At 42.3% G+C, this 19,518-nt stretch carries 17 protein-coding genes; 9 read left to right on the top strand and 8 right to left on the bottom strand.

Annotation, left to right across the window (positions count from 1 at the left end):
• Positions 1-108 precede the first annotated feature (108 nt).
• Together DP117_RS02840 and DP117_RS02835 are read right to left on the bottom strand one after the other, a co-directional pair.
• Positions 109-2,016, bottom strand: a complete 1,908-nt coding sequence (locus DP117_RS02840; RefSeq protein ID WP_211175879.1) for a cyclase family protein — start codon at positions 2,014-2,016, stop codon at positions 109-111.
• 198 nt (positions 2,017-2,214) lie between these two features.
• On the bottom strand, positions 2,215-3,321 hold the full coding sequence (locus DP117_RS02835; RefSeq protein WP_169216824.1) for a retroviral-like aspartic protease family protein: 1,107 nt from the start codon (positions 3,319-3,321) through the stop codon (positions 2,215-2,217).
• A gap of 425 nt (positions 3,322-3,746) precedes the next feature.
• Here DP117_RS02835 and carA point away from each other — a divergent pair, with 425 nt between their 5' ends.
• The 5 genes from carA to DP117_RS02810 all read left to right on the top strand — a co-directional run bounded on the left by carA (position 3,747) and on the right by DP117_RS02810 (position 7,928).
• On the top strand, positions 3,747-4,913 hold the full coding sequence (carA, locus tag DP117_RS02830) for a glutamine-hydrolyzing carbamoyl-phosphate synthase small subunit (RefSeq protein WP_169216823.1): 1,167 nt from the start codon (positions 3,747-3,749) through the stop codon (positions 4,911-4,913).
• Between the two features lie 197 nt (positions 4,914-5,110).
• Positions 5,111-5,500, top strand: a complete 390-nt coding sequence (locus DP117_RS02825) for an STAS domain-containing protein (RefSeq protein ID WP_169216889.1) — start codon at positions 5,111-5,113, stop codon at positions 5,498-5,500.
• Positions 5,501-5,952: 452 nt separating this feature from the next.
• A complete protein-coding gene (locus tag DP117_RS02820; protein WP_169216822.1) occupies positions 5,953-6,435 on the top strand; it encodes a ribonuclease III domain-containing protein in 483 nt (160 codons plus the stop codon).
• A gap of 94 nt (positions 6,436-6,529) precedes the next feature.
• Positions 6,530-7,483 carry a 23S rRNA (guanosine(2251)-2'-O)-methyltransferase RlmB gene (gene rlmB / locus DP117_RS02815; RefSeq protein WP_169216821.1) on the top strand — a complete coding sequence of 318 codons (954 nt, stop codon included), beginning with the start codon at positions 6,530-6,532 and terminating at the stop codon, positions 7,481-7,483.
• Positions 7,484-7,625: 142 nt separating this feature from the next.
• Positions 7,626-7,928, top strand: a complete 303-nt coding sequence (locus DP117_RS02810; RefSeq protein WP_169216820.1) for a DUF1816 domain-containing protein — start codon at positions 7,626-7,628, stop codon at positions 7,926-7,928.
• Positions 7,929-8,064: 136 nt separating this feature from the next.
• Here the strand turns inward: DP117_RS02810 and DP117_RS02805 are convergent, their stop codons facing one another.
• From DP117_RS02805 to DP117_RS02790, 4 genes are all read right to left on the bottom strand, one after another.
• The gene (locus tag DP117_RS02805; protein WP_169216819.1) at positions 8,065-8,922 is read right to left on the bottom strand and encodes an alpha/beta hydrolase; all 858 of its coding nucleotides are present in this window, start codon (positions 8,920-8,922) and stop codon (positions 8,065-8,067) included.
• Between the two features lie 234 nt (positions 8,923-9,156).
• Positions 9,157-9,849, bottom strand: a complete 693-nt coding sequence (locus DP117_RS02800) for a CAP domain-containing protein (RefSeq protein ID WP_169216888.1) — start codon at positions 9,847-9,849, stop codon at positions 9,157-9,159.
• A gap of 508 nt (positions 9,850-10,357) precedes the next feature.
• Entirely contained in the window at positions 10,358-11,104 is a 747-nt protein-coding gene (locus DP117_RS02795; RefSeq protein ID WP_169216818.1) for a CAP domain-containing protein, read from the bottom strand.
• A gap of 269 nt (positions 11,105-11,373) precedes the next feature.
• A complete protein-coding gene (locus DP117_RS02790) occupies positions 11,374-12,141 on the bottom strand; it encodes a thioredoxin domain-containing protein (protein ID WP_169216817.1) in 768 nt (255 codons plus the stop codon).
• Between the two features lie 747 nt (positions 12,142-12,888).
• On the opposite strand from DP117_RS02790, the gene DP117_RS02785 reads away from it, so the two are divergent.
• Complete coding sequence (locus DP117_RS02785) at positions 12,889-13,461, top strand: hypothetical protein (protein ID WP_169216816.1); 573 nt, start codon at positions 12,889-12,891, stop codon at positions 13,459-13,461.
• Positions 13,462-13,498: 37 nt separating this feature from the next.
• Positions 13,499-13,999 carry a pyridoxamine 5'-phosphate oxidase family protein gene (locus tag DP117_RS02780; RefSeq protein ID WP_169216815.1) on the top strand — a complete coding sequence of 167 codons (501 nt, stop codon included), beginning with the start codon at positions 13,499-13,501 and terminating at the stop codon, positions 13,997-13,999.
• Between the two features lie 62 nt (positions 14,000-14,061).
• Here DP117_RS02780 and DP117_RS02775 read toward each other — a convergent pair whose 3' ends face one another.
• Entirely contained in the window at positions 14,062-14,250 is a 189-nt protein-coding gene (locus DP117_RS02775) for a hypothetical protein (RefSeq protein ID WP_169216814.1), read from the bottom strand.
• An 11-nt stretch (positions 14,251-14,261) separates the two neighbouring features.
• On the opposite strand from DP117_RS02775, the gene gatB reads away from it, so the two are divergent.
• Positions 14,262-15,737 (top strand): Asp-tRNA(Asn)/Glu-tRNA(Gln) amidotransferase subunit GatB, encoded by a 1,476-nt coding sequence (gatB, locus tag DP117_RS02770; RefSeq protein WP_169216813.1) that lies wholly within the window; start codon positions 14,262-14,264, stop codon positions 15,735-15,737.
• Positions 15,738-16,709: 972 nt separating this feature from the next.
• A complete protein-coding gene (locus DP117_RS02765; protein ID WP_169216812.1) occupies positions 16,710-17,042 on the top strand; it encodes a hypothetical protein in 333 nt (110 codons plus the stop codon).
• A gap of 214 nt (positions 17,043-17,256) precedes the next feature.
• Here DP117_RS02765 and DP117_RS02760 read toward each other — a convergent pair whose 3' ends face one another.
• Complete coding sequence (locus DP117_RS02760) at positions 17,257-19,362, bottom strand: CSLREA domain-containing protein (protein WP_169216811.1); 2,106 nt, start codon at positions 19,360-19,362, stop codon at positions 17,257-17,259.
• Positions 19,363-19,518: the final 156 nt, after the last annotated feature.

The raw sequence follows: 19,518 nt of genomic DNA, 5'->3' as shown, positions 1-19,518 counted from the left end.
AATAAAAATGATGTAATTTTATTTCTCTGCTTTTTCCTAATCTCCATATTTATACTCATATGTGCAGGATCTGAGACACGGTGCAATACTCACGTAGTCTAGGGAATGTCAAGGGATCAATGCCAACACCCCAGCCGGAGAACCCGAACCATAACGCAACCTCAACACACCAATCGCCAGAGTAGCCCCTATCGGCGGTAACTGATCCAGATTCGTCAAATTCTCCAACACAATACACGGTTTCTCCAACACCAAGCGATTCGTCGTAAAAGCGGAATCTTGCCCTGAATCTACCCCATGAGTATCAATTCCGACTCCTGCAATCTGACGTTCCTCCAGTAAGAACCGTATCGCATCAACACCAAATCCAGGAAAATGAATATTTCCTAGAACATCCTGGTTAAAAAAAGCATTTTTATCCAACCATTTCTTTTGCCAACCCGTATAGAGTAACACCACCGAACCAGGCGGAATTTCACCATATCTTTTCTCCCAAGCCAGAATATCATCAACACAAAGAACGTAATCTGAATTCACCAGTGCTTGTTCTCGAATATCAATAACAACCGCTGGCACAACCAATGACTCAGCAGAATACTCGTGAATTCCGATACCATCAGAATGAAAACTGTTGGCAGCATTCATATGAGTTGCGCTGTGTTCCCCAAGAGAAAAACGCCGCAGATAATAACCATCCTTGTGCAGTTCTGCCACAGTCTCAAATTCCACTGGAGGATCACCTTGCCATTGAGGAATATCTGGGTCAATGATATGACTCAAATGTACCACCCGCGAGTAAGTGATATTTTTCTCCTCTTCTGTTTTTTCTCTGTGTTCTCTGTCTTGAAAAGATCTGATTCTCCTTCGGAGATGCTGCGCTAACGGAGGAAACCTCCGCTCAGACTTTTCGCTGCGCCTCTGCGGTTTATTATAAAAACCTAGTCGCGTCAATCTCCCCAACGTTGCTTCCATAACATCACGAGTTTGCCCCGTCACAGTAAATACCAGCGCCTCGCGGTACACCCGCTGTGCATTATGATGACTATATATAGAAGCACCACTAGAAACAGTCACAGCTGCATGAGCTATGCGTCCAGCCAGATCAATCGCCCAAGCCCGTAATTGCAGCCGTTCAGTTAATTCCAAACCAGAATTCTTTTGCGCTTCCTGAATGTCGTTGCGACAGTGATTTAACTCCTGTTGAAGAGAATCAAAAGCTTTTTGGATAAAAGGTAGAGATTTTGTGCTTGCAACGGACTCCAAAATATCTAAACTAGCAAGGGCGCATCCCGTTGCTAGAAAAGTAGCACCAAGAACATTCTTTTTATCATTTTCGTGGATCCAACCAGCAGGTTTAATGAAAATGACATCTTCTGTGGGTAAAAACCAGTTTTTCAGGGTAGCGGTTACAGTGTTTGTTGATGTCATAGCCGCCAGTTGTGCAGGGGTTGAAAGTGTCAGCGTACCTCCTGACTCTTGATGTGTTTCCAGTAAAGGTACAACACCAAAAACAGCACGACCATCAGGTAATGTAGCGGCGATAATAAACTCGTTAAAAAATTTCCATCCTGTCACCCAAGGAACAACCCCATTGAGTTGATATCCTCCAGGAACTACTGTGGCTACAGTCAAGGACTCACCTGAACGTCGCAACTGGGAAAAGCCAACACCTAGTAAAACTTGAGCGTTACTCATACGAGGGAGATATTTTTCCTGTAGCGAGGAGTTGCTACTAGCAACTAGCATACTAGCAGCACTTTGGTGTTGGGTTTGTAAAAAGGCTAAAGCACCAGAATACCTTGCTACCAGTTCTTGAAAGCGGCCATACGTTTGTTCAATGACTTCTTTTCCACCCCAGTAACGCGGAACCCTCAGCGCCATGAGGTTCAGCTCGCCAAGACCTCGAAGTGCATGGAATAAGGCATTTGGGTTGTGGTCTATCTCGTTAGCTTGAGGTGCAATTTCTTTGAGCAAGTAGGACTTGGCTGTCTCTAGGAGAGAGTGATTATCCTTCAAAGTCTTTTCTAAAATTGCTTCGATAGTGACACAAATAACCCCCCCAACCTCTGTAAATATCAGATTTTGGAGGGTTTAAATGTTGCAGCAAAAAGTGAATTAGTTTTAAGTAAACAATATCAAGATTAACATGAGGTTAATTTTTGGTTAAATAACAAGAAAAGATTTTATGTTAAGAAATTTTTTAGAATTGTTCAACTAAGGATCTGCTATGGAAGGAGGTGTCTTGGGCACAGTTGGAGCAGTAAATTCAGTTTCTTGCGTAGAATTCATTTGCGGGTGCGATTGGGGACGAAATTCTACAATGTCACGTTTAATGGTAATATCATAGCCACCGAAAAAGTCATGTCCAAGAAGCCCTGTTTCTAAATCCGCGCCAGCGATCGCCACGGCTGTGCGATTCACTTTAGCTCCGTCAACTTCCATCGAATCTACATAGCCGATAGGAAATTCCACTGCTTTTGAATTTGCTGTGTTTGCTTTGGCAGAGCCAACTTGCACCACTCCCAAAGCATTTGCCATCTTTTGGGTAATCACTGTACCACTAGCCCCTGTATCCAAAATCATTTCAAACGGTTGAGTACCATTGAAAGTGACTTCAATAATTGGTGTACCACCAATGCGCCGTTTAATGGGTGCTGTATACACTTGTTGTTCGTTTTGTTTGGTTGTCAATCCAAAAGCCTCTGGTTGTTGAGGTGGAATGACAGGAGTCAGGTTTGGCGATAGTGGTTGTGGTTTTTGTGCAGGTGCGGTAGGTGTTGGGGTGATAGTGGGTTTAGTAATACGTGGTGTGACAGAAGCCTGAGGAATCACAGCCACTAACCTCTGTGGTTGTGCTGGTTGTGGCGGATTCACAGGGCGAGTGGCTTTTTGTATGGCATATCTAAGATGACGCTGGTAATCTAAGATTTTTGCTTGAGCGTTTGTGAAATAAGGACTATCAACTGGGACTTTTTTCATGAGTGCGATCGCCTCTGCAAGTTGAGCAACCACCAAATTCCAATCATCTGTCGATTGAGCAGATTGGCTGATGGTAAAAGCACCAACAGCTTTGTCCAGTCCTTGTTCAAAATAACTGACTTCAATTTCTCTTGAGGGCTGCATTGTTGGCTGTGGTTGTGGACTGGAGACCAGAGGTGGTGTTGTGGCTACAGGCGAGGCAACAATTTTGTTTTGAGGCGGGGGTTGCTCATGAGTATTTGTCACGGTAACTTGTTGCTTTTTCTGACAGGCAACAGTCAAAATCGTTAGTGTGGTTGACAGAAGAATCAGCGCTGCTTGGGATAAAATAAACTGAGGCATAATTAATTATAATTTTGTTTGAGTTTAGGCATCGCAATTTACTACGACTGCCTATTACCGTTGGAAGATTTTAGTTGAATGATTTTATATGCCATGCTCTTAAATTTTAGTTTGTAAGATACAGGGTAGGTATTTCATAGTCTGCACCAGGGGCGTCTGGTGGACTTCAAACAAAGCTCATCAAATATCCTACTAAGCAGTAGCTGAAGTTGGTGATAACCCCACACTATATGCAGGACATCAGTGTGGGAGTCTGTCACTGAACTCATGGCATAATGTTCGGTTGCGCTTAGGTTGTTGGTAACGGGGAACAGGTAAAGTCATGATGAAGTTAAAGCTCAATTCTTCTAGCTTTTGTCTGTTGTCTCCCAGTTACTCCTTTACCCTGTGACCTTCTCATCCCTAATCTTGGAATCTTATCGCCTATGCCTCCTTTTGACGCAATACCAGCTATTTTTGTTTTGGCAGATGGAACCACATATCGTGGTTGGTCTTTCGGTGACACTAGAACCACGATTGGGGAAGTTGTCTTTAACACTGGTATGACTGGATATCAAGAAGTCCTAACTGATCCTAGTTACTGTGGTCAAATAGTCGTTTTCACTTATCCTGAGTTGGGAAATACTGGTGTTAACCTAGAGGACGAAGAATCAAGTAAACCGCAGGTGCGAGGTGCGATTGCTCGCAATATTTGTACTCGACCAAGTAATTGGCGCTCAACACAGTCTTTATCTGAGTATCTAGAACAGCATCAGATACCTGGTATCTATGGAATTGATACCCGCGCTCTAACCCGTAAAATTCGGATTTTCGGAGCGATGAATGGTGGTATTTCCACAAAAATTCTGGATGAGGCTGAGTTGCTAGAACAAGTGCAAGCTGCTCCCAGTATGAAAGGATTGAACCTTGTCCACGAAGTGACCACCTCAGATGTCTATCAATGGTCTGCTCCCACCCATCCAGTATGGGAATTTAATCCTGCTTGTCAAGAAAATTCCGATGAATCTTTCACCGTCATCGCCATTGACTTTGGCGTGAAACGAAATATACTGCGTCGTTTAACGAGTTACGGTTGCCGAGTCATTGTTGTTCCCGCGAATACCCCACCAGAAGAAATTCTCAAATACAATCCTGATGGGATTTTTCTTTCTAATGGTCCCGGCGATCCTGCATCAGTTAGCGAAGGTATTGAAACTACTAAAGCGCTACTGGAAACTCACAAACCCATATTTGGCATTTGTATGGGACACCAGATTTTGGGTCATGCGCTAGGAGCTCAAACTTTCAAACTGAAATTTGGTCATCGTGGTTTAAATCAGCCAGCTGGTCTACAACAAAAAATAGAAATTACCAGCCAAAACCATAGCTTTGCCATTGACCCAGAAACCTTACCTAACAGTGTAGTAGAAATTACCCACCTGAACTTAAATGATTCCACTGTTGCTGGGTTACGTCACAAGTCCCTGCCTGTGTTTTCTGTACAATATCATCCAGAGGCAAGTCCTGGTCCTCACGATGCTGATTATCTGTTTGAGCAGTTTGTCCAAGCAATGCGAGCAGATCGTCGAGCCACAGAAGCCAAAATAAGATAAAAATGGAGAAAGTTGCAGATTGGACAGCAGGGGAGCAAGGAAGTAAGGAAGTAAGGGAGTAAGGGAGCAAGAAAGCAACAGAGCAAAAATTTGTTTTTCCCTCTCCGACTCCGTCCATCAAAACTTCTGCTTATTCTCCATATCCCAGCAAATTGTAGACAATCTACGCCAAAAACATCTATACTTGAGCGTTTACTATAACTTATGAGGAGGGAATTATTGCTGAGCCACTAAATCTAACTGTAAGCCTGAGAGGCACTCGCGAAGTCCGGGATAACTGCCAGCTATTCCGCCTCACAGGTTTGTTAGACGCCTTTTCCGAACCGACATTTCGCAAGGTTATTGGAAGTAAGATTGACGAGGGACCAAAACACATTATTCTGGATCTCTCGCACATCGATTTTGTTGATAGCTCTGGCTTGGGTGCTTTAGTACAGGTAGCCAAGCAGGCTCAAAACTTGTCTGGTACCTTGCAAATTGTCACTAATGCCCGTGTCACTCAGACGGTTAAACTTGTTCGCCTAGAGAAGTTTCTCGCCCTACAACAATCGGTTGAGGCGGCTCTAGAAAACGTCAAATCGTCTTGATTTCTTGACCCGAGAGCTTCATATAGCTATCCGATCATCCAATCTGGATAGCTTAATTATTACCCTGTTAGGGTTTAATATCTTGCATAATGCTAACTGATGCAGTACCAGGTAGGAAAGTAAAGTACAAATATGTCAGGATGAGAAAAACAAGTTGTGTAGAAGTCTCAAGGACAGCTTGTTGTATGCTACAATAGCAATAAAAGCGCGTATATTTTACCGCTGTACTTTATAAGACCTTATACTTTAAGGCTTTCAAAGCATTTCTAGTTTCAAATCCCAAATAGATGGTCATAAATTCATCTGGATTCCACACTTCACACTTCAGTGCTTTGAGTATGTGAAATACTGATTAAAGTAGAAGAAAAAATTTTGAACAAAAGAAAAAGTTTAGCACGTAAATTTTTTAGCGTTGATTATGCTTAGGTAGATGTGGGAGGAAATAGGAACTTGTGACATCAAAGGAGGAAAACCCACTAGATGGCTCAAATGAAACTCCCAGTCAGGATTTAGTGTCGTGTCAACGATTAAGGGCAACTAAAGAGGAACTGTTCCAAGAAATATCACAAACACAACTGCAACAAATATCTCCTACCGCTTTAGCTTATTTGGGAGACGCAGTTTGTGAGCTGTACGTTAGAATGTTTTATCTGCTACCACCAAGACGACCAGAAGCATACCATAATCTAGTTGTGGCGCAAGTGAGAGCAGAAACACAAGCGAAAATGTTGCAATCGCTGTATCCTCATTTAAGTAGCACTGAGTTAGAAATTGTCCGACGGGGTCGCAACGCTGCCACAGGACGCCCTAGACGGGTTGATCCCGCAACCTATCAACAAGCAACAAGTTTAGAAACTTTACTTGGCTACTTGTATCTGACTGATTTTCATCGCTTAACCGAACTTTTAGAAAAACTCCATCTAGAAAAGCCGTGAGAAATGAAATTCACGAGTTGTAAAACTTGCAGAGTTGGTTCGGTGAATTGGGATAACAAGGATGCTCACCTATTAAGCTCTACCAATAACTCACATGATAGATAAACCAAGAAAAATAAAGACGAATGGCGAACACAAGAGTGGGCAACCGTTGAAAATGAACGGAAAGCGTGTCATTCCTCATCTGAGTCCTGATCCCAGAGGAAAGGGTGCCAATGGTTTGAGAGACAGCCCACGCCCACATCGTAAATTCTCTAATTCATCTGCTTCTTCTGGGCAATCAGAAGACATAGATTTGATCTATGGTCGTCATCCAGTGTTGAGTGCTTTAGAAAATGAGCGCGACTTGAATCGTATCTGGATTACGTCTCGTCTCCGCTACGATCCCCGCTTTCATTCGCTGATTTTACGAGCGAAGGAAAATGGCACAATTGTTGATGAAGTAGAGCCTAGGCGCTTAGACCAAATTACAGAGCAAGCTAACCACCAAGGTGTGGCGGCGCAAATTGCTCCCTACGCTTACATTGATTTGGATGAATTGATGACAAAAGCACAATCAGTCACTGATCCTGTAATTGTTGTGGCTGATGGAATCACTGATCCTCACAATTTGGGAGCAATTATTCGTACTGCAGAGGCATTAGGTGCTCAAGGAATGGTGATCCCACAACGCAGAGCATCTGGTATAACTTCTACAGTTATGAAAGTGGCTGCTGGTGCTTTAGAAAACTTCCCCGTAGTTAGAGCGGTGAACTTGCAACGCGCTTTAGAAGAACTCAAAGCTGTTGGCTTTTGGATTTACGGTACTGCTACAGAAGCAAGCCAACCTATACATACCGTGAAATTTAACGGTCCTATTGTTTTGGTAGTTGGTTCTGAAGGCGAAGGCATAAGTATTTTGACGCAACGCCATTGTGATTTTTTGGTATCGATCCCTTTACAAGGTAAGACTCCAAGTCTGAATGCCTCAGTCGCAGCAGGCATGGCTCTTTATGAAATTTATCGTCATCGCTGGATAAATACAATACATCTGGATAGATTACGATAAATTACGATAAATTACGATAAATTTCTTTGAAAAAAGAAGAGTAAACAGAGTATAAAGAAATGTAAAGCAGTCAAAACTAGCAGCATACCATTTAGAACCCAGTACCACATTTAAGTACCACATTTAGAAATTGACGAGAACCATGAAAACCATTTGGCATAACTTTAAGGAATTGCTGATTAACTTATTCGACAACTTTGGCTTTGCTTGGTGGGTGGAAGTCATAACACAAAACCCCCGTTGCACTTACTACTTTGGACCGTTTGTCAATTCTATTGATGCAAAAGCCTCAATCAAAGGCTACGTAGAAGATTTGGAACAGGAAGGAGCGCAGGGAATCATCGTTAATGTTAAGCGTTGTAAACCAAGTGCTTTGACGATTGCTGATGACCTGGGGGAAAGGATTGACCGCAAAGTACAGCCTATCTTTAGCGGTCAAATGTAATGAAACTGAGGAGAACTCAGTTATCAGTTATTAGTTATCAGTGATCAATTCACTGTTCATTGTTTACTGATAACTGTTCACTGTGCGGAGTTCTTTTCTGGTTATAAGGCTTTTTCGTAGTTACGCTCAAGCGTAACTACACACTTATGACTTGTTGGTTTTTCTCAAGCCAACAGTCAATGTCGCTCAAGACTTGATCAGGGATCTCCCACGGGAAAAGATGAGCAGTATTGGGATAGCAGTGTAACTGGCAATTTTTGAGGTACCGAGATGTTTCTAAGCTGGCGTCAGCTGTGATGTGGCGATCGCATGCACCAGCTAGTACCAAACAAGGACATTGAATTTGTTCCAAATCTCTGAGTCGATTGTACCCTGCTCCAATCGCTGAATAAAGAGCGCGAGTCGCACTAGCAGAAGTTTGTAAATAGGCTGACAATGCATCTTTTGCGATGTAGCCGTAGGCTGTGGGAGTGTGTTGTTGAATCAGGTAGCGCAAAAGCGATCGCTTGCCAAAAGTCTCTATGTTCCAAGACCAATCTGATTTAATGTAACTCAAGAGCGAGGCAACACCAGTATAAAGATTATCTTGCCAAGTCACAGGTGGATGATTACCTCTAGGTCGGGCCGCTGTAGCCACTAAAATTAGACCACTAACTTGCTGAGGCAGTCGCAGTGCTAATTCCATCGCTAAAATGCCACCGAGCGACCACCCTAAAATCAGACATTTTTTCACCCCAAAGGAGTTTATAAGCGCTTCCAAGTCGGTTAAATGGTCGCGCATATCAAAATTGATATCACATCGACTTTTGCCATATCCGCGTAAGTCTGGGGCCAAAGTTTGAAAGCGCTTTGATAGGTGATTAGTGAAGACAGAAAGACTAGAACCGGAACCAGGATGACCGTGTAAGCAGAGAATTGGAAAGCCTTCACCTTGAACGTAGACGTTGAGGTGAACAGCAGATGAAACTGTGTTGCTATGCTGAGGGTTAATCATTAAACTTGCCTTAAAAACCGTTCCGTCATATTAATATTTTTTATTTTCCTCATTGATGCAGGACTTACGCACGAACAACGTAATCATAGTCCGCAGCGACCGGAGGGAAGCAATCGCAACCCACTGTTTTTAGTAGCGCGTGCGTAAGTCCTATGATGATGTCACACAGGTCAATTAGAAACGTATTACCACAGATTGCATGAATTAGTCATCCTTCGTTAGTGGTATTTTCAATTAAGAATTTTCTATATATCCTCCTGCGTAAGTAATCACACACATTTGCCTATAAGTGGAGTGAATCCCAAAAGCAACTCCCGTCAACTTAAAAGCAGGATTAAATATATTTGTTCTATGACCGCGATCCGGGACTCCATCGTCAATAATTAATTGCATGACAATATCTTGTGCTGTGTGAGAACCATAGCTGATATTTTCTCCGGCTGTGAGTTTCCAAGTTCCATAGCGGCTTAGACGAGAAAAGGGATCACTCTTGTCGCTTCCTTTGTGACCAAGAATTCCTTTTGAACCTTGGTCTTTGACATGATCTCTCGCTGCTAAAGACATGCCTTGAGACGCTTTTAAAGATCCGACTGGACGAACTGATTTGAGATAGGCGATCGCCTCATCAACTGCTGTAACTCCTTCTGTGGTTTGCAAATAGACATGATTGGATATTCTGACTCGCTTACCTTCAAAACGTTGTCTATAGTTTTCTAATACAGCAGCATAAGCAGCAGGATTTGTTCTCGCCTTGTTCATTTCTACAATCACTTGTTGTTCAAGGCGAGAAAGAGTCCTCCCGCGTTTTTGAACATCAGACTTTTTTTCAGGAATTTTAGGTATAGAGAAATCAAGCTCAAACAATGTATCACAGGATGTGGTCAATAGGGTGATGGGTATAAATATCCAAAATACCATCTGACGCATCAACAACCTCATAACTTTGGAGTCACCAGTCAATATCTACAGGACTTACGCAGCGATGATTGGTCATTGCGAGCGGAACGCAGTGTAGCGAAGCAATCTCGTCAAGACCAGGATTGCTTCGCTTCGTATGCCCTCCGGGCACGCTACGCGAACGCAATGACGAAAATACGTTACCTTTGCGTAAGTCCTGATCTATTTAGATTCATAAAAGTATGATTGATTTCCAGACGCTTAGGCACCGCTTTTCCTTATTTTCAAAAAACAAGAAATGACCAAATAACTCACCAACTCAGTAGCGGAACCAAAGACGGGGAGTCAATACGACAACAGAGTTCTTCTTTTCTTCTTAATTATGACAAATAACTCATAACTAAGGCGGCGAGAAAGATTCTTCCTTTTGGGGATAGAATGAACCTTTTGCGCCGCCTTTTTGTAACTTGTTGGTTTGGGAATAGAAAATAGGAAAGAAGCATTCCGCATTCCCTATTGCCAACCCAAAAAGTGATGTTTAGTGACGATTTTTAGCTGAAACTGCAATCGTTTTCTCTTGATATCCTGCTGCATAAGTAATTACGCACATCGCTTTGTATCTAGCGTGAACTCCATGAGCAACTCCAGCCACTGTAAAATTGGGGTTCAAGATGTTTTTTCTGTGACTACGACTTGGTACTCCATCATCAACAATTAATTGCATGACAATATCTTGTGCTGTGTTGGGACCATAGCTAATATTTTCCCCAGCACTTGATTCCCAACTTCCGTAGCGATCCATACGAATTGATGCGTTGCTACCATCGCTACCTTGGTGACCTGTTGTACCTCTTGGTCCATTATCTCTTACATGATCTTTAGCACCTAAAGACATTCCCCGAGATGTCGTTAGAGGAGCCATTGGACTGACTGATTTGAGAAACTCAATTGCTTCATCAACAGCTGATAGCCCTTCTCGTGTTTGTACCAAGATCGTCTCAGAGATTTTAACTCGCTTACCTTGAAAGCGCTGTTTATAGTTTTCCAAGACAGCAATATATGCTTGGGGATTTGTCCGGACTTTGTTCATTTCATTAATGACTTCTTTTTCTAATGAAGACAGGTAATTTGCCCGTATCGCTCCAGTAGAAGAAGCTTCTTGGACTTCAGTGGGGGCCGCATTTTGTGGAGATTCAGCCATAGCGATGCTAGGCGTCAATACTTGAGAAGTGCAATTTGCTATTAGGGCAATAGGAAAAAACATGCTGGATCCACTGCGACGCATTTGTAACCTCATGATTTCTGTTCCACCGAGAGTTAATAGGGTTGTTTCGGATGCATCGCATTTGGCTCATGTTTACCAATAACTTTGATAGAAATAAGCACTTTAAAAATACGCGCATTTGCATCCTTCGTAACCTTGCAAATTAGAGACAATAAACAGTGAGCTTAGCTAAGTAAACATTGTGAACGGTAGTGAACGATCACTTTATGATGCAGAAGCTTACGTATGCTTTTTTTGTATACGAAGCAATATCTGATGAAGACTTCAAACTACTGAAAATGGCTCAATACATTTTCCATTTCAGCTAGCTGCAATGCACCAGATAAAGCTTTACCATTCATCACAAAGAAAGGGGTACCAGAAACTCCCAAACTCTGAGCAAGCTGTTTATCTTTTTCAATTGCGGTGTCAGCAAGAAGGCGATCACGTTGAAACTTTTCAACATTCAAGTTTAAGTTTTTGGCAATATCCAAATATAATGACTCACCAAGTTGTTTTTGATGAGTAAAGAGTGCGTCTTGATATTCCCAAAATTTACCTTGTTGTTGTGCTGCCCAAGCAGCTGTTGCTGCTGGCATTGCTTGAGAATGAATCGGTGTAAGAGGAAAATGTTTGTAAACCAAAGTAACCTCATTCTTATGCTTTGCCATAAACTGTTTTAAGGTTTCATGTGCTTGTGCGCAGTAAGGACATTGAAAATCAGAAAATTCTACCAATAAAACCTTTGACTCACTTGAGCCAATCGCGGGAGATTCACCAATAACCTCTTGGGGATTGGTTTTCATTTGACGCACAAATGTTTGCTGTGCTTGCTGTATCTGTGCTTGTTGGTTTTGTTGGTACTTTTGTACTGATTCGAGGATGACTTCTGGATGTTCTCGCATCACTTGTAAGATTTGCTGTTCTAATTGCGGACTGATACGGGTCGCTGCATCTGCAGGAAGTGACCAACCCACAACTAGACAAACCAAACATACTGTAGTCAAGCAACATAGCCACTGAAGTCGTTTTCTGAGCCTACAAGAGAATGCACGCATACAAAGACTCGTTGTAGTTTGAATTTCTACACTTCCCTAGTATTATTCCCTAATTTAGCCATAAAAGTTAATACTTTGCAAACAAAATAATTAAGTGTGTTTACTGACTTTTATGTTAAATCAAGCAATTATCTCATAAATCCATTGAGCATGCAAAGCCTTTTTTTTACAATTCAGTCAATGTTGCTGGAGAAACTTGGTCACAAATCAAGGTCATTTTGAGGTAGTTAGTGAGTGTATAAGTAAATTTCACTTTCCTGTGTAAAGATTCCGTAAACTGAACTTCCAAATTCAGATCTTTTTCTCTATATTTTTGCTAGCTATTAAATTCTATTTAGAGAAAAATATTGAGACATTGTCGGACAAGCACCTGATACTTTTGGCATTTTTAAGGGCAAACTTAGTCAATGGATGTGCTTTTTGCATAAGGGACTTCCAAAAAAATAAAATGCCCACCCATTATATATATATTTTGGAAAAATCAACGTATCTTAAGCGGTTCAGAATTCAACATTTCCCCAAAAACTCAAAATTGATAACTGTAACATAACTTACGCACGCGCCATTTTAAAAGAGTAGGTTGCTAGGGACTATAATTACGTTGTTCGTGCATCAGTCCTGTGTCTATTCTGATTTGTCAGTCGTGTGCCTCGTCAAAGGAAAAGCTACGAATGGCAAAGCAGCGTGCTTGTGGGGCGTATCCTGAGTTCTTTTTTCGTAAAAAACTCTTCTGATGAGGTAAACATAATGACTATTACAAAAAAATCTATATCATTTTTTCTTGCTTTCGTAGGAACATTATCTTTATCCGCATCAGCAAGTGCTATGATTCAACAGGAGAAAGCAACAACAAATTTCATTCCTGAAGCAAAGGTACACGAACAAGCGACAAGAGATTTAATTGCGGTCAAAATCTGTCAAGGAGACAAAGGCAGACCAAATCAACCTTATATTAAAACACAGATACTCTTTCACACAGATGCTGAAAAGTCAGTCAGGGTTTACTCTCCTACCCAAAATTCCAATATTCTATTAATGAATATTTACGACAGCAGAAACAAGGTAGAGTTATTACCACCCACTGAACCTCGTCCCGAAAAACCATATAATAATAATCAAATAATTTACAGTGTCAGAGGCAAGAATGCAACATACTACGCAGTGCTTTTCAAACAGTCTGGAAATGCAATTTTAGTAATAACACCACTAACTAAAGGAAACAACCAACTACCAGTACTACCAATTATAGAAGAAGCTCAGTGTCTCATAAATAACAATAGAGCTAATAGATTTATCAATCAATTTGCGTTTAAGTTTTGAAATTTGTTTGAAATTCGCTCATGTAGTGGGTTCCTGTATGTCCCAATTTGAAAATGCACTTGCTGCTTATCAAGGCTTTACTGAGCTTTTCCAAAGTCTTATTATCAGTACTGTGAGTGCTGACAACATTCCCAATGCAAGCTATGCTCCTTTTGTCATGGATGAAAGGAGAAATGTTTATATATATGTCAGTGGTCTTTCTACCCACACTCAAAATCTTTATGCTGTTCCCCGAGCAAGCGTATTATTTATTGATGACGAGTCTCAAACTAAACAAATCTTTGCTCGTCGTCGCCTAACCTTTGACTGTACGGCTACCTTGGTAGAACGTGAGACTGAGTTATGGAAGCAAATTGTGGATAGCTTTGAAGCGCGTTTTGGAGAAATGATTCAGCTATTGCGCGATTTGCCAGACTTCCGGATTTTTCAGTTGACACCAATTAAAGGTAGGTTTGTCATCGGCTTTGGTGCGGCTTATGAGGTAAATCCTAATGACTTGAGCACCTTAACTCATATCACGAGTGAGCGTAAGGAATAGGGAATAAGCTGTCACACATAAAATTTGCATACAGCCACAGACGAGCTTAACGACTGCTACACCTAAAAGATTTTAACCCGAATCGCTTGAAGAGTGCGATCCAAAAAGTGGTGACGAATGATTCTTATCGTCACAACGCCCGTCGAATACAAACTGCTATCAGCAAAATCAATGGGATAAAACGTAGTGCTGATATCATCGAGGGCAAGTCGCAAGAAAGCTAAAATAGTACCACTATAAAGGATTCCCAATTTGTGATTTTATGACTTCTGCTGCTCTAGTAAAAACTGAGTACGAGGCGATTATTGGTCTAGAAACCCATTGTCAACTCAGCACCAAAACTAAAATCTTCTCTAATAGCTCTACAGCATTTGGTGCTGATCCGAATACTAACATTGATCCAGTTTGCATGGGTTTGCCTGGTGTCTTGCCTGTACTGAATGAAAAAGTTCTAGAATATGCTGTCAAAGCAGGTTTGGCGCTCAATTGTCAAATCGCAAAATATAGCAAATTCGACCGTAAACAGTATTTTTATCCTGACTTACCCAAAAATTACCAAATTTCTCAGTACGACTTACCGATTGCTGAACATGGCTGGTTAGAAATTGAATTAGTTGATGCTGACGGTAACCCTGTTCGCAAAAAGATTGGTATCACGCGCCTGCACATGGAAGAAGATGCAGGGAAATTGGTACACGCAGGAAGCGATCGCCTTTCCGGTTCCACCTACTCTCTAGTAGATTACAATCGTGCTGGTGTCCCTTTAGTAGAAATTGTTTCTGAACCAGATTTACGTTCTGGACAAGAAGCCGCTGAGTATGCTCAAGAATTGCGTCGAATCTTACGTTACCTCGGCGTCAGCGATGGGAATATGCAAGAAGGTTCTCTCCGTTGTGATGTTAATATCTCCGTGCGTCCAGTTGGACAGAAGGAATTTGGGACTAAGGTAGAAATAAAAAACATGAACTCGTTCAACGCCATTCAACGGGCGATTGAATACGAAATTGAACGACAAATTGCAGCAGTAGAAGCAGGCGATCGCATCATACAAGAGACTCGTCTATGGGAAGAAGCCTCTCAACGTACAATCAGTATGCGGGTTAAAGAAGGTTCTAGCGATTACCGCTACTTCCCCGAACCTGATTTAGCTCCCATTGAAGTTTCAGAAGAACAATTACAACAGTGGCGCAGTCAACTTCCTGAACTCCCAGCACAAAAACGCCATCATTATGAAAGCGAGTTGGGGCTGACAGCTTATGATGCGCGAGTGTTGACAGAAGAACGTGCAACTGCTGAATATTTTGAAGCGGTGATTGCTGCTGGGGGAAATCCCAAAGCAGCAGCGAACTGGATTACTCAAGATGTCGCCGCTTACCTCAACAAAAATAAACTCAACATCACCGAAATTGGCTTGACACCCGCGAACCTGGCTGATGTGATCACTCGGATTGAGAAAGGGAAAATTAGTAATGCGATCGCCAAAGAAAAACTTCCAGACTTGCTGAACGGAAGTTCTCCTGAAGAATTATTTAAGGGTAAAGAACTCATCACTGATCCCAGCGTACTCGAATCTATCATTGATGAAGTCATGGCTGCCAATCCCAAAGAACTCGAAAAGTACCGCAACGGTAACACCAACCTCAAAGGCTTCTTTGTTGGACAAGTTCTGAAAAAGACTAACAAACTTGCAGAACCCAAACTCACTAACCAATTGGTAGAACAAAAGCTCAATAGCTAAGGTACTGACTTTGAAATCAAACCTTTGCCGTCAAATCTAGCTCCTTCGTTACAGGCTAATGCACGTAAGACGCTGAAACTAGCCCTCCCTTGCCCGTTCGCTACCTGATCAAAATTCGCGAACTTAACAACTTCTTTTGAATTTTGCATTTTCGTAGAGTGCAAGGACGCAGTCCCGGATTGAATTCAGCAAAGGGGTTGGGGCTGGCGAAAGCGTCTAGAAAAGAATGTGTCACTAACTCGAAGCACGTAAAACACGGTAGGGATTTTATTTTTCCGGTTTCCCCGTAAGTTCTGTAGAGACGTTGTATCCAACGTCTCCATTTGTTCAGTTGAGTGTTGTCTTAACAATTCTTTACACAATTTCTCTCAAAAAAATAGGAAAAGGGGGTTTCACCCCTCACGCCAAAAGATGTATACTATGCTTAGTAGATGCACCCTGATGACCTGGAGAGCTGCCCAAGCGGCTCTCTTTTTTTTGTGTCTGAATCTTCAGCAAAATAACGTGGGAGTGTGGAAGCGCTACGTGCCGTATTGTTCTTAGGACTTAAGCACTATCAGCCACCAAACCGGTTTCTTCGTTCGTATTTGGTTACGATACAGACGATTTTTAGTAGAAACCGGGTAACTTTTGCATAAGTCCTGGTTTTATGTCTTAAGCCAATGTTTCACCAGTTGCACTCCAATCCATTCTGGCTTTTGACTCCTGGCTCCTGATTTCTTTAATTTACATTTTTTTAAAATTTTGAGAGTAAGACTCAAATTCTGCTCTAAGATGAGAATTTATCATAAAAGCTTATGTATTCTGGGTTTAGCAATACTTTAGTTGCTTAAAATGATAAAAATACTTGACTTATCTAAACTTATGTTAATTTAGTCGTGCTTTTATTAAAAATGTGTACTAAGGTATGTTTCATTATCTTATAAATATGTTGACAGTTTGACAAAATGCTGACACTATCCCCAAAAATTGATGCTTGACTTTCACTGCCTAGCTGAGTTCTCCCGTAACAACTGTGTGAGTATTTGTGCTTTTCTGGTACCAGCCAATTTGCTAGCCACAGTGTTGACTATGATTTTTACCGCACTCCGTCGCCCGTCACATCACGTATGGCAAGCAGCCGGAATCGCCAGTATATTTGCGTTTATGATGATATTGCACGTATACACATGGTTTATGATTGGTGTGGTGATGCCTCCCACTTATATCTTGCTATCGCTAGCACTCACCTGTTTACTGACAAACCTAGGGGCAATTCTGTTTCAAAAATCCTACACTCAGACACCTCAACATGGTAACGGATAAACAAAAGACGATAACGGAGTTTGGCAACGGGATGAATTGTCGAACAATGACGAAAGCATTCGTTTGATCCCAACTGCAACATCTTTATCGAAATCGAAGAAAGAAGTTTGAAGTAAACACCGAAGTTGGAATTTGTTCAAACTTTTTTCTATGTGGGTTTAAGACTAAGATTGCTATTTGGGCTAAATATTACGCTATATCTACGCCTATTTGATTAAGAGAATGTTTGCACAGCTGTGTTGCCGTTCACACGAGGATCTATTGGGTTTATGTTGATACCGATTATGTCTCCTGTAGATCCAAATCCAGTGCTGCCTGTACTGTCGCCAATCAAGTTGTAACCATCGCTGATGAAGTTGCCTGCCACATCGGGGTTGATGCCACCTGTATTCAAGAGATTGCCGGCGATCGTCGTGTTCCGCACTCTGGCTGTACCAGAAGTATTATTAAACACGCCTCCACCATTTGTAGCTTTGTTAAGAGTAAGGGTGCTATTACTCACACTCATGCTGCCATCGTTATAGATGCCGCCTCCGTTACCCGCGTAGCTGATACTACTTATCGAGTTGCTGCTGAGGTTACTGTTGTTCACCTCAAGAGTGCCGTTGTTGGAGTTATAGATGCCACCGCCATTGTTGGTTGCCGAGTTGCTGTCTATGGTGCTGTTGCTTACTGTTACGGTAGATTTCCTGGATGTACTGTCGTTATAGATACCACCGCCGTCTTGGCTTGCTCTGTTGCCGCTGATGGTGCTGTTGCTCACACTCAGAGTGCCACCATTGTTATAGATGCCGCCGCCCAAGACTGCCGAGTTGCTGCTGATGGTGCTGTTGCTCACATCAAGAATACCACCATTTGAGATGCCGGTGCCACTGTTACCGGAGATGGTGCTGTTGCTCACACTCATGCTGCCACCACTGTTAGAAATGCCGCTGCGACTGTTACCAGAGATGGTGCTGTTGCTCACATCAAGAGTGCCGCTGTTCCAGATACCGCCATTTAAGATATTGTTGCCATTGTTATTGGTGAAGATACTGTTGCTCACCATCGCAGTACCACTGTTTCCGAGACTGGTGCCGGTATGGTTGGTGAAAGTGCTGTTACTCACCGTCAAAGTGCCACTGTTTGAGATGCCGCCAAAAAAGTCTGCCGTGTTACCACTGAAGGTGCTGTTGCTTACATTAAGAGTACCGCTACTATTCAAGATACCGCCGCCAAAACCGCCAAAGCTCCCTGCCGAGTTACCACTGATAATACTGTCGCTCACTGTCACGCTACCGCCACTGTTCAGGATGCCGCCGCCGGTGCCGCCAAACCTACCGCCTGCGGAGTTGCGGCTTACGGTACTATTACTTACACCCAAACTTCCTGTATTGTAAATGCCACCAGCGGAACTTGCACCTACAGGACCGCCTGCGGAGTTGTTACTGAGATTACTGTAGCTCAGTGTTACAGTACCTTCGTTATAGATGCCGCCACCAATAGCGGAACCGGACAAACCGCTTGCTGAGTTGCTGCTTATAGTGCTGTTGCTTGCTGTCACTGTACCCACATTGTAAATGCCGCCACCCCTGCCGGCAGAGACGGTATTTGTCTGGTTACCGCTGATGGTGCTGCTACTCAAAGTCAGAGTGCCCGCATTGTAAATGCCGCCGCCATACCCACTAAATATTATGCCGTTTTCACCATAAACATTCTGTGGATTATAAGTTACGGTGTTGTTGCGAACAATGCTGTTTTCCAGATTGAGGATACCGCTGTTGTAAATTCCAGCACCGTTTTCATTCTTCACCTTGCCATCGGCAATAATCAACCCGAAGAGGTTGACTGTTGCTCCCGCCCCAATCTCAAATACCCGTGAAGCATTGTTACCACTAATCGTCAATAAATCAGCACCTGTTAATGGATCTACTCGGGCGTTGATGTTTAAGCTGTCGGTGATGCTCAGTTGTCCCAAACTTAAAGTAATGGTTTGTGAACTGCTAAACAACGAAGAGTCAAACACAATCGAGTCTTTTCCAATGAGCCCGTTTGCCAGGTTAATGGCTTCACGCAACGTCGTCACGCCATCATTATCATCCACCACATCGGCAATGCTGTTGACCGTAAGGATGGAACCGCCACTTCCTTGGAAGTTTGAGCCACTGATGATGTCTTGTGGAGTGCCAAAGTTGAAGTTAGATGTGGCAGATGGGTTGAATGCAGATTGCGAAGCTTGAAGAGTGTCGGAAGTCAATTCAGTTGAGAAATCCATAGATTGAAGTTTTTTTTCTTTCTTAGGTGTAGAGTATTTTCCACATTCCCCATATAGAGCTATCACATGGTATAACTACTTAAGAAATATTAAGTAATTTTAGTGATGGTTTTATATTATCAGTATGAATGTCGTTGAAACTAGATTTTACCGGTATTTTTGGTAGTTTAAATAGCATTATTTAATCTTTAAAAACAGTAAAAACCGATGGTGCTAGTTGAG

The sequence above is a fragment of the Brasilonema sp. UFV-L1 genome (assembly GCF_012912105.1).
In the GTDB taxonomy this organism is placed as follows: domain Bacteria; phylum Cyanobacteriota; class Cyanobacteriia; order Cyanobacteriales; family Nostocaceae; genus Brasilonema.
The sequence above is the reverse complement of the archived record's forward strand: the minus strand, read 5'-3'. Positions and strand labels throughout refer to the sequence as shown.

What these genes read in the sequence shown, in the direction of transcription:
- DP117_RS02835 (WP_169216824.1), bottom strand. Translation starts at nt 3,321, where the DNA reads ATGCCTCAGTTTATTTTATCCCAAGCAGCGCTGATTCTTCTGTCAACC.
- carA (WP_169216823.1), top strand. Translation starts at nt 3,747, where the DNA reads ATGCCTCCTTTTGACGCAATACCAGCTATTTTTGTTTTGGCAGATGGA.
- rlmB (WP_169216821.1), top strand. Translation starts at nt 6,530, where the DNA reads ATGATAGATAAACCAAGAAAAATAAAGACGAATGGCGAACACAAGAGT.
- DP117_RS02810 (WP_169216820.1), top strand. Translation starts at nt 7,626, where the DNA reads ATGAAAACCATTTGGCATAACTTTAAGGAATTGCTGATTAACTTATTC.
- DP117_RS02805 (WP_169216819.1), bottom strand. Translation starts at nt 8,922, where the DNA reads ATGATTAACCCTCAGCATAGCAACACAGTTTCATCTGCTGTTCACCTC.
- DP117_RS02800 (WP_169216888.1), bottom strand. Translation starts at nt 9,849, where the DNA reads ATGCGTCAGATGGTATTTTGGATATTTATACCCATCACCCTATTGACC.
- DP117_RS02795 (WP_169216818.1), bottom strand. Translation starts at nt 11,104, where the DNA reads ATGCGTCGCAGTGGATCCAGCATGTTTTTTCCTATTGCCCTAATAGCA.
- DP117_RS02790 (WP_169216817.1), bottom strand. Translation starts at nt 12,141, where the DNA reads ATGCGTGCATTCTCTTGTAGGCTCAGAAAACGACTTCAGTGGCTATGT.
- DP117_RS02785 (WP_169216816.1), top strand. Translation starts at nt 12,889, where the DNA reads ATGACTATTACAAAAAAATCTATATCATTTTTTCTTGCTTTCGTAGGA.
- DP117_RS02780 (WP_169216815.1), top strand. Translation starts at nt 13,499, where the DNA reads ATGTCCCAATTTGAAAATGCACTTGCTGCTTATCAAGGCTTTACTGAG.
- gatB (WP_169216813.1), top strand. Translation starts at nt 14,262, where the DNA reads ATGACTTCTGCTGCTCTAGTAAAAACTGAGTACGAGGCGATTATTGGT.
- DP117_RS02765 (WP_169216812.1), top strand. Translation starts at nt 16,710, where the DNA reads ATGCTTGACTTTCACTGCCTAGCTGAGTTCTCCCGTAACAACTGTGTG.